General features: G+C 62.1%; 16 protein-coding genes. 6 read left to right on the top strand and 10 right to left on the bottom strand.

Going from position 1 to position 12,606, the window contains the following annotated elements:
- Positions 1-11: 11 nt before the first annotated feature.
- The 4 genes from Q7S20_07440 to Q7S20_07425 all read right to left on the bottom strand — a co-directional run bounded on the left by Q7S20_07440 (position 12) and on the right by Q7S20_07425 (position 3,900).
- Positions 12-233 carry a hypothetical protein gene (locus Q7S20_07440; GenBank protein MDO8501661.1) on the bottom strand — a complete coding sequence of 74 codons (222 nt, stop codon included), beginning with the start codon at positions 231-233 and terminating at the stop codon, positions 12-14.
- Complete coding sequence (locus Q7S20_07435; protein ID MDO8501660.1) at positions 230-1,261, bottom strand: stomatin-like protein; 1,032 nt, start codon at positions 1,259-1,261, stop codon at positions 230-232. The genes Q7S20_07440 and Q7S20_07435 overlap by 4 nt, the downstream gene beginning before the upstream one ends.
- Before the next feature lie 107 nt (positions 1,262-1,368).
- The gene (locus Q7S20_07430; protein ID MDO8501659.1) at positions 1,369-2,961 is read right to left on the bottom strand and encodes a S41 family peptidase; all 1,593 of its coding nucleotides are present in this window, start codon (positions 2,959-2,961) and stop codon (positions 1,369-1,371) included.
- 114 nt (positions 2,962-3,075) lie between these two features.
- Positions 3,076-3,900: a replication initiator protein A gene (locus Q7S20_07425; GenBank protein ID MDO8501658.1), complete on the bottom strand. Its 825-nt coding sequence runs from the start codon at positions 3,898-3,900 to the stop codon at positions 3,076-3,078.
- Between the two features lie 130 nt (positions 3,901-4,030).
- Between Q7S20_07425 and Q7S20_07420 the strand changes: the two genes are divergently transcribed.
- Complete coding sequence (locus tag Q7S20_07420; protein MDO8501657.1) at positions 4,031-5,329, top strand: phospholipase D-like domain-containing protein; 1,299 nt, start codon at positions 4,031-4,033, stop codon at positions 5,327-5,329.
- A gap of 13 nt (positions 5,330-5,342) precedes the next feature.
- Here Q7S20_07420 and Q7S20_07415 read toward each other — a convergent pair whose 3' ends face one another.
- From Q7S20_07415 to Q7S20_07395, 5 genes are all read right to left on the bottom strand, one after another.
- Complete coding sequence (locus tag Q7S20_07415; GenBank protein ID MDO8501656.1) at positions 5,343-5,783, bottom strand: MerR family transcriptional regulator; 441 nt, start codon at positions 5,781-5,783, stop codon at positions 5,343-5,345.
- 11 nt (positions 5,784-5,794) lie between these two features.
- A complete protein-coding gene (locus Q7S20_07410; protein MDO8501655.1) occupies positions 5,795-6,826 on the bottom strand; it encodes an alpha/beta fold hydrolase in 1,032 nt (343 codons plus the stop codon).
- Positions 6,827-6,839: 13 nt separating this feature from the next.
- A complete protein-coding gene (locus tag Q7S20_07405) occupies positions 6,840-7,571 on the bottom strand; it encodes a hypothetical protein (GenBank protein ID MDO8501654.1) in 732 nt (243 codons plus the stop codon).
- A 170-nt stretch (positions 7,572-7,741) separates the two neighbouring features.
- A complete protein-coding gene (locus Q7S20_07400) occupies positions 7,742-8,413 on the bottom strand; it encodes a hypothetical protein (protein MDO8501653.1) in 672 nt (223 codons plus the stop codon).
- 187 nt (positions 8,414-8,600) lie between these two features.
- Positions 8,601-8,885: a hypothetical protein gene (locus Q7S20_07395; GenBank protein ID MDO8501652.1), complete on the bottom strand. Its 285-nt coding sequence runs from the start codon at positions 8,883-8,885 to the stop codon at positions 8,601-8,603.
- On the opposite strand from Q7S20_07395, the gene glnA reads away from it, so the two are divergent.
- From glnA to Q7S20_07375, 4 genes are all read left to right on the top strand, one after another.
- Complete coding sequence (glnA, locus tag Q7S20_07390; protein ID MDO8501651.1) at positions 8,879-10,246, top strand: type I glutamate--ammonia ligase; 1,368 nt, start codon at positions 8,879-8,881, stop codon at positions 10,244-10,246. The genes Q7S20_07395 and glnA overlap by 7 nt on opposite strands.
- A gap of 100 nt (positions 10,247-10,346) precedes the next feature.
- On the top strand, positions 10,347-10,604 hold the full coding sequence (locus Q7S20_07385; GenBank protein MDO8501650.1) for a sigma factor: 258 nt from the start codon (positions 10,347-10,349) through the stop codon (positions 10,602-10,604).
- Positions 10,605-10,620: 16 nt separating this feature from the next.
- Complete coding sequence (locus Q7S20_07380; protein ID MDO8501649.1) at positions 10,621-10,800, top strand: sigma factor-like helix-turn-helix DNA-binding protein; 180 nt, start codon at positions 10,621-10,623, stop codon at positions 10,798-10,800.
- A 5-nt stretch (positions 10,801-10,805) separates the two neighbouring features.
- On the top strand, positions 10,806-11,735 hold the full coding sequence (locus Q7S20_07375) for an anti-sigma factor (GenBank protein ID MDO8501648.1): 930 nt from the start codon (positions 10,806-10,808) through the stop codon (positions 11,733-11,735).
- Between the two features lie 36 nt (positions 11,736-11,771).
- Here the strand turns inward: Q7S20_07375 and Q7S20_07370 are convergent, their stop codons facing one another.
- On the bottom strand, positions 11,772-11,981 hold the full coding sequence (locus Q7S20_07370; protein MDO8501647.1) for a DUF6496 domain-containing protein: 210 nt from the start codon (positions 11,979-11,981) through the stop codon (positions 11,772-11,774).
- Positions 11,982-12,105: 124 nt separating this feature from the next.
- Between Q7S20_07370 and Q7S20_07365 the strand changes: the two genes are divergently transcribed.
- The gene (locus tag Q7S20_07365; protein MDO8501646.1) at positions 12,106-12,495 is read left to right on the top strand and encodes a hypothetical protein; all 390 of its coding nucleotides are present in this window, start codon (positions 12,106-12,108) and stop codon (positions 12,493-12,495) included.
- Positions 12,496-12,606: the final 111 nt, after the last annotated feature.

The raw sequence follows: 12,606 nt of genomic DNA, 5'->3' as shown, positions 1-12,606 counted from the left end.
GCGACGGCGCATCAGGTCGCGTAGACGATATCCCCTTCGGTGTCTATACCTACCTCCTGATGCATACCGCACACACCGCATGTCTTGATCACATGCCAGACTTCACCCAATGCCTTGTGGTGAAATTCGGACGCCCGCTTGACCTTCAGGCTCTTGAAGCTGTACTCGCCGCAGTGATCACACGGGTGGGCGCGCGCGATACGCTCTGCGCGTTCCTGCGTGATCTCGGTCAAGTCAACTTCCGCGGCGCATCGGGAGCTGGAACAGGCTGTTCGATCTCGCTCCTGTGCGCCGGTATGGCAGCACGCGCCACCAATTCTCTCAGTCCGCCGATCGCTCCCATCACGCCGGCGGCTTCGGCGGGCAGGAAGATCGTCGAATTCTTTCCCTGCGCGAGAGTGGGAAGTGCCTCGAGATACTTCATGCCGAGCAGGTACATCGCGGCCTGCCCTTCGGGAAGTGCGGCAGCGATCCGCCGAATCGCCTCGGCTTCCGCTTCGGCCATCGCGAGACGAGCGGTGGCCAGGCCCTGCGCGCGGAGAACCGAGGCATCCTTCTCGCCTTCGGCGCGGCGAACCTGCGATTCGCGGACACCTTCGGCTTCGAGAATCGCTGCGCGTTTTCCGGCTTCGGCGTTCGTGACGGCGGCACGCCGCTCGCGTTCCGCGCGCATCTGCAACTCCATGGACTGTTGAATGTCGCGCGGCGGCTCTATCGCCTGAAGCTCCACACGTGTCACGTCCACTCCCCATCCGATGGATGCTTCCTCGATCACTTCGCGCATGCGCCTGTTGATCACGTCGCGGCTGCCGAGTGTCGAATCGAGCTCCATTTCGCCGACGATGTTGCGTAGTGTCGTTCGCGTCAGCGTCTCGAGTGCGTAGGGAAGGTTCTGCACCGAGTACGTTGCCTTTTGCGGGTCGGCTACGCGGTAGTAGATGACAGCGTCAATGTCTATGGTGACGTTGTCCTTGGTGATTACCGGCTGACTCGGGAAGTTCAGCACCTGCTCGCGAAGATCAATGCGCGAAGTGTGCCCGGCGGTAACGCGCTTGATACCGGTAACATCGCTTTCGAAGTAGCGAACGTCGATAGTTCGTGGCAACTCGATGAAAGGAAGCAGAATATTGAGGCCCGATCGCGCGACTCGATGAAAGCGGCCCAGCCGCTCCACCACCATCACCTCCGCCTGTCCGACGATCTTGAAGGACTTGAAGACGATGAGGGCCGCAAGAGCGGCAATGACGGCGAGGGAAATCAATCCAGCACCCATAGGATCTCCGGAGGAGGAATCAACAGGGGAATAATGCAAGAAAAGCCGGCATCACGGAATTCCATGATGCCAGCCGGAACTACGTTTCAATCGTCTCAGCGATTCGTCGATGCCGTAGTGGGTTGAAGAGCGACGGCGAACAGATCGCGCTGGGTCTGGCCCCGCTTTAGCAGCTCGAGAGAGCGGCGCAGTTGCGCATCGTCGGCGATGTCACGCCGCTTTGCGGTGGAATCTCCGAAAGCGATTCGGGCGATGCTCGAGCCAAGCAGGCGATCTATTTCCGATCCGCCGGCCTCGAACTGCGCCTTGTCCACCTTCACGCCCTGAGCGACGAGGCGATTGTAGAACTCGTCTCTCCATGCCTTCAAGACGACGAAGTTCGGCTGCACGTTCCCCTTTTGCTCGACGGCGTAGTTGATCAGTGTCGAGCGAACGACCTGCGCCTTGGGGGCAAGAGCGTTGAGCAGCTTCTGCTCTGTCGTGGTGAGGGTGTCCGGCTGGACGATGACGTCAGGAGTCACAGCGCCGCCGCCATAGACGATACGGCCGGCGTCGGACTTGAACCTGGGCCGGGACTTCCGGACCGAGTCAGTCTCCATCGAGTCGGAGAGAACCTCGACGAACGATCCGTCGGGAAGAAGCTTGCGCTCTTTCTGGATGGACCGGCCGCTCGGCGTATACCACTTGGCCGTCGTCATCTTGAGGGCGTAGCCGCCATCGAGAGGATAGACAGTCTGGACGAGCCCTTTTCCGAACGAGGTGGTGCCGACGATCACCGCGCGGTCGTGGTCCTGAAGAGCGCCAGCGACGATCTCCGAGGCCGATGCAGTGCGGCCGTCGGTGAGAACGACGAGCGGAATTTCCGGGGCCGTCGGATTATCGGTCGCGTAGAGCACTTCCCGGAAGCCGGCGCGCCCTCGAACGCTGGAGACCTCCAGTCCCTTCTTCAGGAAGAGGTTGGCAACGGTAGCCGACTGCTCCAGGTATCCGCCGCCATTGCCGCGGAGATCAAGAACAAGTCCTTTCGCTCCCTCACCGGAGAGGCGCTTGATCGAAGCTTCCAGCTCTGCGGTTGCAGTCTCGTTGAACTGTTGAAGCGGGATGTAGCCAACCTTGCCGTCGAGCATGATAGTGTAGGGGACGGCCGGTATGCGGACGCTCGCGCGAGTGAACGTCACCGGGATCAGCTCGGCGACACCCGTGCGCATGAACTTCACGGCGACCTTGGTGCCGGGACGCCCCTTGAGGACATCGGAGACCTGTGCCGTGGACCAGCCGCGCGTGTTGGCGGTGTCCACCTGGATGATCCGGTCACCCTCGATCACGCCGGCCTGCTCGGCTGGCGTGTGAGGGAATACACGCTGAACGGTGATGAACCCCTGGACTTCGCCAATCTCCATTCCGACGCCGCCGTACTTACCGCCGGTCTGGGCGGTGAAGGTGGCGAGCTCTTTCGGGGAGAGCAGAACGGAATAGGGATCGTTGAGCTCATGGACCAGTCCGCGAGCGGCCTTTTCGTAAAGCGCCGCTGCGTCGACACTGTCCACAAAGCGTCCCGACACGATCGTCAGGACTTGGTCGAGGAGCCGCGCTCCATCGGTGGCGGAACGATCCTGCGCGACGAAACCGCCCGCGATCAAGGGGGCGGCGATAATTCCGAAGAGCAAAAACCTGCGACGGTTGGACATGCTTGCCTGCGTCTGATTTAGGGCTTGCCTGAAGGTAGCAGATACGCCTTGAAACTGTGAGAGTTCCCGGGGGCGATCACCGTGACGACCTGGATGTTTGACACGCGATCCGCCCTATACGTTGCGGCTCGCGAGCGTGTAGTCAACGAGCCAGTCGCGGCTGACCTGCCGGAAGACAGCGCTGCGCACCACACCGGTAGCGACAAGCATCTCGTGTGCCGGTTGGAGAACGCGCTGCAGATGAGATGGATAGCGCTGGGCGAGCGGGAGCTGTTGTGCGAGCTCTTCGAGGGGCACGCGCCAGGTCACCATTCCACCTTCGCGTGCGACCTCCATCAGGCGGTAAAGCCGCCGCGCCACGGGGCTGCTAAGCGACTGATAGAGGGGAGAAGAAAGCGTGACCGTACACCCCGCGGCAATGTTTTCGCGTAGCAGTGGGGAGATGACGACCCGGGCATCGCCCGGCTCGGAGGCGGTAAGCACGGGAAAGAAGGTGAACTGCTCACGGTCGGCGAGGCGTCTACGCTCGATCGCGACGGAGCTCAGGATAGTAAAGCGGTCGTCCAATGGCGCGGAGTTTCGGGCCGAGACATAGACTCCGGAAGATTCGAGGATGGTTCTCTCAAGTCTGTTCAGCGCGGAGCGGAGCTGTTCGTAGGTCCGCCCATCGACCCTTCTTCCGATGGAACGAAGGAACGAGTGCAGGGTGAAGGTGACAGTCCCGTCATTCGGGAACCCTGCTTCGCAGTAGCGATGCAGTATCTCGACGTACACGTCCTGATCGAACGTGCCAGGGACGCGATCGCCGGGAGACGGCAGTACCCGCCAGCGTCCGCCTGAAGCCGGTGAGTATGTTATCGTCGACTCATCAGCTGAATCGCTGAGACGGAAAATGGGAAGGGCTTCGAGAGCCCGGTCCAGATAGATGGCCCGATTCACGGAACGTTTGCGGGCTGTGAGAGGCATGTAGTGTGAAACTGTTGCAACTATATGAGCACGGCAAGGAGCGGGCAGAGCACCTGCCAGGCGTTCTTACTCAGGAAACACGCACCAGAGGCAACGGGAACCGATGAGCATCCTGAAATACAGTCTCCTCACCGTCGTGGTGATTCTCGCGCTGATAATGGTTCTGATCGGGGCGCTCTCTGTAACCCGGGGCGCGACGGTCCGGACAGTCATCGCCAGAGGAGACCGCGAAGGACCGCCCCGGGTGAGCGATCCGCTGTTTCCCCGCACGATCGAGCTCTTCACGGGCACTCACATAGACGCCGGCAACAGGGTCGAGATTCTTCTCAATGGCGAAGGAACCTACCCGTTGCTTTGGAAGGACCTGGCTTCGGCGAAGAAAACGATCACGGTGCAGATGTACTACTCGCAGCCCGGCGCGGTCGCCGACACGATGGCGAAGTATCTGGCGGAGCGGGCGCGAGCCGGGGTGCGAGTGCTCCTGCTGCTCGACACGTTCGGCTCGCAGCCACTGACGAAGGAATGGGTGAGCGGGCTGACGGCCGCCGGAGTAAGGGTCGCGTGGCTGCGTCCGCTCAAATGGTACACGCTTCACAGGGCGACACAACGGTCGCACGTCCGCGTGGTGGTCGTGGACGGACGAGTCGGCTACACCGGCGGATTCGGCCTGGCGGACTACTGGCTCGGCGACGGTTTGCACGAAGACCAATGGCGGGAGACCAACGTGCGCTTTCACGGTCCGACGGTAGCGGGGCTTCAGGCTGCGTTCGCTTCCGGCTGGGCGGAGACCACCGGTGAGCTTCTGACTGGTGACGTTTTCTTTCCGTCTATCTCCTTCGAGGACGGAGGGAACGTCAACGCCGGACTGATGCACAGCTTGCCGACAATCGGGAGCACTCCCGCCGAGCGCTTCCTGGCGCTCACGATCGCGGGGTCACGCAAGAGCCTGTACATCGCGAACTCCTATTTCATCCCGAACGACGATTTCTGCGAGCTGTTGATACTCGCCGCAAAGCGGGGCGTAGACGTACGGGTGCTGACCGTGAGCGACAAGACAGACCTCAAGAGCACGTGGTACGCGAGCCGCGCACTTTACGAGAAGCTCCTCGAAGGAGGAGTGAAGATCTACGAATACAGTCCGACCATGATGCACGCGAAGACAATCGTGGTGGACGGCCTGTGGTCGTCGATCGGTTCGATGAACTTCGACAACCGGTCGATCGCGTTCAACAACGAAGCGCAGATCGTAGCGCTCGATGCCGGCGTGGGCACGAAAATGGATGAGATCTTCATGAACGATCTCAAGTATTCGCAGGAAATGAAGCTGGAAACGTTCCGCAAGCGGCCCTGGACGGGAAAGGTGCTCGAGTGGGGCGCGGAGAAGCTGCGGCGGGTGCTCTAGCACGCGGCGACGGCTACCGGATATCGGCCCGTCCGAGAGCTGCGCGCACCGCCTCGCGCATGGCGATGACGGCTTCCTCGCGGGCGGCGGGGCTGTCCTCGCGAATATGCAGCTCAATTCCGTCGGCGACGGGCGCCCGGCGCCACATGTAGGTATTGCCGTCTTCGCGCTCGACGGTGTTGTCGGCACCGGACATGAGGGCGGGAGCGAGTGATGTCGCGATGCGACGCTCGAGTGCGTCGCCAGTCATGTCCTTCATCTCTTCCTTGATCTTCTCGAGACTCTGGCCTTCGCGTTGCCGGATCTTGATCGCGAGAAGCTGGAGCAGATGACGATAGTTGTACGTGGCCGCAGTACCCGTTCCCTCGGGGTGATCGAGCAGTCCGTTCGCGACGTAGAACCTGACTGAGCGTGCGGTTGGTGCCGCGCGGGCCGACGCGTTGGTCGGCCGCATGCCTGCCGCGTCTACGAGAGCCGTGACGTGGGCAGCGAGTCCTCGGGCGTTCCAGGGAGCGTGGCGGGAGTGGGCGCGGAGGAGAGAGACAGCCGATTCAGCCATGTGGATAGGATAACATTAAAGTCATCCGGCCGCTCGTCGTGCGGCAGATCGCCGGCTGGCGACAGCACGGACAACTCGAAGTCGGGTTTGATCGCGCGGAATCCGCGGAACTCCTCAACGGGAGCAATAGATCCCTCCTCGCCCCAGACGAGCAATGCAGGCTGAGTGAGACGCCGCAGCGCCTGACGCACGTCGATGTTCAGGTGTCCCGAGATGAACGCGGCTGGCGCATGACGGGCACCGCGCTGGTGCGACGTCCAGTAATACATATCAACCAGGTCGTTGGTGACGATGGTGTCGTCGGCGTACGTCTTCTCCAGGTGCATGCGAATGCTGCGTCGTGATACCAGGCCGTTGAACATTGCGGTTCCAATGATCGGAGCTTCGACGGCGAGCCGTCCCGCTTCGCCTCCGACTCCCGCCGTCTTGTTGAGGCGCACGAGACCGGTGGGCGCGATCAGCGCGATAGCGGGGAACCGCTCCGGATCACGTGCCGCAAGAACGATCGCGTACGCTCCGGACAGTGAGGTCGCGACGAGCACGCATGGCTCGCCAATTACCTGATGGACGAAGTCCGAGATGAGCGAGATGTAGAGCCGCGCCGAATAGCGGATCGAGGGCCGGTCTGATCTGCCGAATCCAAGCAGGTCAATGGTGTAGACCGTGTTTCCGCGTGCGAGGTATTCGACGTTGTCGTGCCACTCGTAGGACGATGCGGCGGCATGTATTCCGTGCACGAGAAGAATCGGCGGACCGCTTCCTCTTCTGGTGAAAGCGATGCGGCGGCCCCTCCACTCGAACCCGCCTTCTTCGCCACCAATGAGGTTGGTGAGTTTGTCGATTCCCTTGCGGGCGAACGCATTGTACGCCGCGGCGGCGCCGACCAGCGCGCCACCCGACAGAAGAATTTTTCGCCAGCGGTTATCGTTCTCGTCCATCTGTCCTCTCGATCTAGCGCCTCCGGCCACTGCTGGCTTTTCTCGCCGACGAGCCCGACTTCTTCTTCGCTGCGCCGCGGGTCGAAGACTTCTTTTTTGCCGTGCTCTTGCTGGCGGCTTTCTTCGGAGCGGGCTTGCGGCGAGCCGGCTTCTTCGCAGCAACCTTCTTCGCAGCAGCCTTCTTCGGAGCAGATTTCTTCGAAGAAGCTCCGGATGCAGCCTTCGAGGCCAACTTTGCGCCGGACTTCGACCATCCCGCCTTCTTATTCACAGCTGCGGGCGGGCCGGAAGCAGACTCGTCGGTCAGAGACGCATCGTCATCGCCGAACAGAAGAGAGTTCTCGGCGACGAGCTCGGTCGGCGCTTCGCGCGAGGGGCGAGTGGCAGCGAGAAGCTGCTTCTCGCGGTTCGCGGCGGTAGATCCCTTGGGACGTCCGCGTCTTCCGCGCGGGGCGCCACCCCCGAACACGTCCTCCTCCTCTTCGTCGTCGTCAACGTCGTCCGCATCAGTGGCGACTGACTCTTCTTCGTCATCATCATCTACGTCATCGGCGCTGTCCCAGAGACGGTCGCTGTGGTCCTCGTTTATCGCCCAGCCACCGTTCTCTTCGTCTTCGTCGTCGTCGTACGACCGCTTGCCGCGGCCGAAACCGCCGAGATCATCAGAGTCGTCATCATCGGCGAATCTGTAAGTCTCTCTTGTCTCATCACCGCCCGGCATACCATCCCCCTTTGACTGTTTCATCGTTCTCTTCGTTCAGCGCCTGTCGTGCGGCGGGCCACGTTGCACGTCGCGTGCCTTGCCCGGAACGGCTGAAGCCGCAATTCCCTTTCGTGGAAAGCGAATACAGCGTCAATCGTGGCGCGTCAAGAGCGCATGTCCATCGGCAGAATCATGGCCGGTCACCCGAGCCGCTACTTCGCGGTTTGGGATGACCGGCGCGCGTCGGCGAGGGCGCTCCCGATGTCGTTCTCGTGGCGCTCGTACTCGGGCAGCTTCTTCGCCAATTCGGTCGAATACGCCGCGAGAATTCGGGTCTCGAACGTTTTCCGGTCGGCGGTGCGATTGTCGAGATTCGCAACCCGTGCGCCCAGTATGAGGCCGAGCAGATGCGTCGGATTCTGCTGGAGAATCGTGTCGGCCTGCGCGCGGGCGAGGGGCAATGCGCCGGCGACTTCGGCGATGCGACCGAGGTCATAGCGCTGGTCGGCGTTCATCGAGCCCAGCATCTGGTAGGCGCTGATTGCTATCGGCACGAAGAAAAGCACGCTATCGCTTTTCCCCTGGCTGTTGAGAAGCATCACCCGGTCGAAAAGTCGGTCAACACGCTCCTGCGGCGAGAGCTGCAAGATGTCGGTACCTCGGACGGATTCCACGCCGCCGCCCGTGCCTCGATTATCGAGGCCCGCTTGTGGAAGTGCGTTCTGCGGCGCGTCGAATGTGTTCCCGCGGCGCGAGATGAACGCGTTTCCGGCGAGAAGCGCCAGCAATGTCGCGAGAGCTATTGCCACGACGATCCATGGAAGGGACGCTGATATGGATGACTGCTGCGCAGGAACGATCGGCTGAACACTCAGGCCTCCCATCGTCTTCCCGCAATTGTGACAGAATCGAGCGTCAGGGCTCAGAGAGGCGTTGCAGCCGGCGCAGACAGAGGCTTTGAGGGTGCCGCCGCAATTGGCGCAGAATCGTCCCGTGCCAGGGGTCGAGCAGGCGGCACAAACGATCTTGGAGGTCGAAGGCTGGGTCATGAGCTACAACCTAATATGCCGCTCACGCGGGGCGCACGATGAAGAAGGACATGGCGATGACGGTGCCGGCAGCGTTTCGAGCGGCGAAAGGGAGTCGGCGACCTGGAGCATCGGTGTGATCGGCTAATTTGCTAATGTTGCACGTTTCGGCACACAATTTTGCGGCATCCCTGGTGATGGGGCGCAACAGTCGGGCATTGTTTTGCAGCTTCTGCACGATTTCATTGACACCGGAAATCGCGTCCTGTAGCTTCGCTGCTTCCCTCTCCCTGTCCATACCGCCCTTTTCCGAGACTCCCTGTGCCACCCAAACCAAAATCCGTTCCGCGCAACACGGCCGGCGCCAGCAAGAAGGATATTCTGGACCTGGCTGCCAAGGGCAACGTTCGCTTTCTGCGTCTCCAGTTCACCGACATCCTCGGCGTCAACAAGAACGTCGAGATTCCGCGCTCACAGTTCGACAAGGCGCTCGACGGGGACATCATGTTTGATGGCTCTTCGATCGAAGGGTTCGTGCGCATCGAGGAGTCGGACATGCTGCTGGCGCCCGACTTCAGCACGTTCCAGATCTTTCCATGGGGCGATCCGGAGAATTGCGTAGCGCGTCTCATCTGCGACATCAACACGCCCGACGGACAGCCGTTCGAGGGTGACCCGCGCCGGGTTCTGCGCCGGCAGCTCGACCGCGCGCGCAGCATGGGATTCTCGACGATGAACGCGGGGATGGAAGCCGAGTTCTTCATGTTCAAGACGGGACCCGATGGAGAGGCGACGACGACTACTCATGACGTCGGTGCGTACTTCGATCTGGCGCCGGTCGATCTGGGAGAGGATGCGCGACGCGCGATAGTGGACGTTCTGGAGCAGATGGGATTCGAGGTGGAGGCGGCGCACCACGAGGTGGCGCACGGCCAGCACGAGATCGATTTCCGCTATGCCGACGCTCTCAAGACGGCGGACAACATCGCGACATTCCGTTTCATCGTGCGTCACGTGGCGCAGCAGTTCGGATTGATGGCGTCGTTCATGCCGAAGCCGGTCTTCGGGCAGAACGGAAGTGGCATGCACACTCACCAGTCGCTGTTCCGCGGGAAGGAGAACGCGTTCTGGGACAAGGGCGCGAAGTGGGAGTTGTCGCAGACTGCGCTCCACTACATTGGCGGGCTTCTGCAGCATGCGCGCGGGTTCTGCGCCATCACCAACCCGCTGGTGAACTCGTACAAGCGGCTTGTTCCGGGCTACGAGGCGCCGGTGAACGTGGCGTGGTCGATGCGCAATCGCACGCCGATGATCCGCATTCCCGACCGGCGCGGCCTGGGCACGCGCGTGGAGCTTCGCATTCCCGATCCGGCGGCGAACCCGTACCTCGCTCTGGCGGTGCAGCTGGCGGCCGGGCTCGACGGCGTGGAGAACAAGACCGACGCGCGCGAGCCGGTGAACGCCAACATCTGGGAGATGTCGCACCGCGAGAAGCGCCGGCTGCGGATCGACGACCTGCCGCATAACCTCGAAGAGGCGTGCAACGAGCTGGAGAAGGACGCTGTCGTCAAGAAAGCGCTGGGAGAGCACATCACGACGCACTTCCTTGCGGCGAAGCGAATGGAGTGGGAGGAGTACATCACACAGGTGTCGCAGTGGGAGCTCGACAACTACCTGGCGAAGTACTAAACCGCTGCCCGTTTCCCGTTGCCCGAGGCTCGTAGCTGTCAGGTAACGGGCAGCCGGTAACGGGTAACGGGTAAGGCGTAGCGCGTTTACATTCGAGACGATGAATCCGCCCGAGCGTGAGCTGTCGTATTCTGCTGAGACCAGATTGAATGCCGATGATGTGGCTTTGATCCGGCGAATGTGTGAAGCGGATGAAACCGCGCTCGGCGCGCTGTATGACCGTTGGACATCGTCGCTCTATTCGCTCGTCCTGCACTTGCTCAAGGATCCAGACGAAGCGGAAGACGTAGTTGAAGAGACTTTCTGGCAGGCGTGGCGGAAGGCGTCCTCCTACGAGCCTTCGCGCGGAGCTGCGTGAGCACGTCCGTGCGGCGTTGCGTGAGCTGCTGGTAGAGCAGAGAGAAGTGCTCGAGCTGGGGTATTTCCGTGGAATGAGCCAGACGGAGATCGCTGACGCGACTGGGCAGCCGCTCGGAACCGTGAAGACGCGAATGCGTCTGGCAATGCAGAAGTTGAGGGAGCCGCTATCGATGCATCGCGGGCTGTTGGAGTGAACGACATGAGCCACGAGGAGGTATTCTCCGAGCTGGCCGCGGTCGCACTCGACGCGGTTTCGGCCGACGTCGGCCAGGCCGTGCGCGCTCACGCCGCAGTGTGCCCCGAGTGCGGACCCGAGCTCGCGGCAATGGAAGAGACGGTGACCATGCTTGGAGAGCTCGTTCCGTCGGCCGAGATGAATCGCGGGCGGAAAGCGGGGATTCGATCGCGGCTGGTAATGCGCGCGCGCGCCGAGCGCGAATCGCGATCCGCAGCACCGCCTGGACCGCCTGACCTGGCGCGCGGGGTCGCGAGCCTTACCGGACTCGGACAGAGAATCACGCCCGGCTCGCAGCGGGTGGCGACGGGAGAGACGAAACGTGTCACGCCCGCGCAGCCCGTCTGGCAGATTCCACCGACGTCGCCGGCATCGCGTCCGATGAACTGGTTGGCGATCGCCGCCACGCTGGCGCTGATCGCCAGCGGCGCGCAGCAGCTCCGTGTCACAGCCGACCGCAACGCGATGCGTGATCAGCTCGCCGCCGCCGATACTCTCGTGCCGCGAGCCGACAGTTTTTCGTCGGCCCTGCTGCAGAAAGACGCGATGATCGCGGCAATGAGCGGCCCGGACGTGAAGGTCGTAGCGCTCGTCAACAAGAGCGCAGCGCAGCCACTCGGCAAGATGATGTGGAACCGCGCCTCGGACGACTGGATCATGGTGACTTACAACCTGAAACCGCCCAAGCCGGGGATGACGTACCAGGTCTGGCTCGTCACCGACAGTGCGAAGATCTCCGCGGGAACCTTCCGTCCCGATCCACAGGGAAAGACGGTGATGCACGCGCATTACGCGCTTGCGCGCAATGCATTACGCGCAGTCGCGATCACGGAAGAGCCGGAAGGCGGGATGCCCGCGCCGACCGGACCGATGGTTGTTGCGGGCTCCGCGTAGCCGCTTCCAGGAGCGTTTTCTCCCGGACGTCTTATTTCATGACGACGACTTCTTCGCGGGCGGAACCTTGGCTCCCTTCTCCCGCGCCTCGGAGAGACCGATTGCGATCGCCTGCTCGCGGCTCGTGACCTTTCGTCCCTTGCCGCTCTTCAGAGTTCCCTTCTTTCGCCGCCGCATCGCCGATTCGACACGCTCGCCTGCTGCCTTGCCGTACTTCCTTCCCCCGGATGATTTTCGCGCCGCCATGACAGCTCACTCCTCTGGAAAAGGTGGGTGGTGCAAGCGGCCCAGGCCGCGATTGTGACGAGCGGTGCGGCGCTTGCATTCAGGCACCCTGCATGAACCCCATATGCAAGAGGTGAGCCCTAGGATGGCTGGACTGAGTCCGGAATCGGAGTCCGAATCGGGTGCGGTGCTCCGTCTCACGTCAGGAATCGTTCCGCCGGCGCAGTGCGAGATAATGATACGCTGTCTCTCAGGAACGCTTTCTCCGGCCGCGGCACTGATGCAGATGCTGATCGAGACCGAGGATGCAGCCGTCGTTCGAGCGGCTGTGGACGAGGTGACGCGGCGCGCCGCGTCTCTCTCCCGCGCGACAGACAGCCTGCTTCGCGACAGAGTGGATGATCTAACGCAGCTGGTGGTGGAGAACGAGCCCGGTTGCGAAAAGATCGCCGAGATGCTGCGCGCGAACGTGGACACATGGGAGACTGCGTTGTCGGTGGAGGAGTGGCTAAAGACCCTTCACCCGAAGACCTAGATATCCACGGGCTCCGGAGCGGGCTCTTCGATCCGCTGAATCTCCGGCGTGAGGCGCTGGGAGAATTTTTGAATCGCCTCGAGCGGCGAGATACGCGACCGCGTGCCATGG

This window comes from Gemmatimonadaceae bacterium, from assembly GCA_030647905.1.
Classification (GTDB): domain Bacteria; phylum Gemmatimonadota; class Gemmatimonadetes; order Gemmatimonadales; family Gemmatimonadaceae; genus UBA4720.
This window is presented reverse-complemented; position numbering and strand designations above follow the sequence as displayed.